Annotated in this window: 3 protein-coding genes; all 3 read right to left on the bottom strand. The window is 70.0% G+C overall.

What is annotated here, in order from left to right; translation table 11 throughout:
* On the bottom strand, nt 1-676 hold a 676-nt coding region (locus tag LI92_RS21280), incomplete at its 3' end, for a PPE family protein (protein ID WP_286135223.1).
* On the bottom strand, nt 676-987 hold the full coding sequence (locus LI92_RS21285) for a PE family protein (protein ID WP_046322510.1): 312 nt from the start codon (nt 985-987) through the stop codon (nt 676-678). The genes LI92_RS21280 and LI92_RS21285, both read right to left, overlap by 1 nt.
* Nucleotides 988-1,014: 27 nt before the next feature.
* A partial coding sequence (locus LI92_RS24680; protein WP_502691492.1) for a hypothetical protein occupies nt 1,015-1,131 on the bottom strand: 117 nt, incomplete at its 5' end.

A 1,131-nucleotide genomic window follows, 5' to 3' on the forward strand; every position in this document is an offset into this window, starting at 1 on the left:
AGGCCGCCGGGTTGGCGATGATGGCCTGAATCGTGGCGATCGGATCCTCGAACAACCGAACCAGCTGGTTCCACAGCTCGGTGAAGAAATCCCCGCCGGCGGCCGGGGAGTCCGCCGCGGGCGCGGCGGAGTCCGCTTTCAGCACCGGCGGCGCCTGCACCGGCCGCGGCGCCGAGGCCAGTGCCGCACCGGAGACCGCATGGTAGGTGCCCATCGTGGCCGCCGCCTGGATCCACATCCGGGCGTAGTCGGCTTCGTTGAGTGCGATCGGGATGGTGTTGATCCCGAAGAAGTTGGTGGCGACCAGCACCCCGTGCGTCACGCGGTTGGCTGACAGCTCGGCCAGGGTCGGCATCGAGGCCAGCGCACCGGTGTAGGCCGCTGCGGCCACCTCGTGCTGGGCAGCCACCCCGGCGCTGTCTGCGCTGGCCTGAGTCAGCCAGGCCAGATAGGGCACGTGCGCCGCCAGGTACTGCTCAGCACTGGGGCCTTGCCAGGAACCGGCCTGCACCGCACCCAGCAGCGCGGTCAGTTCGTCTGCCGCCGAAGCGTATTCGACGCTGAGCGCATTCCACACCCCGGCAGCCGCCAACAGCGGACCCGCACCGGGGCCGCTGCTCAGCAATGCTGAATGCACCTCCGGCGGGGAGGCCATCCAGACCGGGGCGAGGGCCATCAGCCCCGCGTGCCCAAGAAGTACGTCGACGCGCCCGCGGCATCACCGGCGGCGTAGTTGACACCGGACTCACCGACACCGATACCGGCACGGCCCAATTCGGCGGCCCCCTGAGCGGCCACTGCGGCGTGCTCGCTGCCTTGGGCGCTGAAACCGGCGGCGGTCTGCAGCGAGACCGGGTCGGCCGCCGGCGGCACCACCGCGGTGATCAGCGGGGCGGCGCTGGCCTGCGCGGCCGCCAGTCGGGCGGTCAGCGCTTCGACCGCTGCGCTGGCGGCGGCGAGACCTTCGGGAACCACGTTGAGCGTCATGACAGTTACTCCTTCCGCACTTTCGTGTCAGTTGGTGAGGCTTTCGGTGAACGTGGGGTTGACGAGTTGTAGGTAGGTGGGTTCGTCGTTGTCGTTGAGCAGGATTGCGCGGCCTGCGGGCAGGCGTGCGAAGCGTTGGCCGCG

It is taken from the genome of Mycobacterium sp. UM_Kg1, assembly GCF_000972925.1.
GTDB lineage: Bacteria > Actinomycetota > Actinomycetes > Mycobacteriales > Mycobacteriaceae > Mycobacterium > Mycobacterium hiberniae.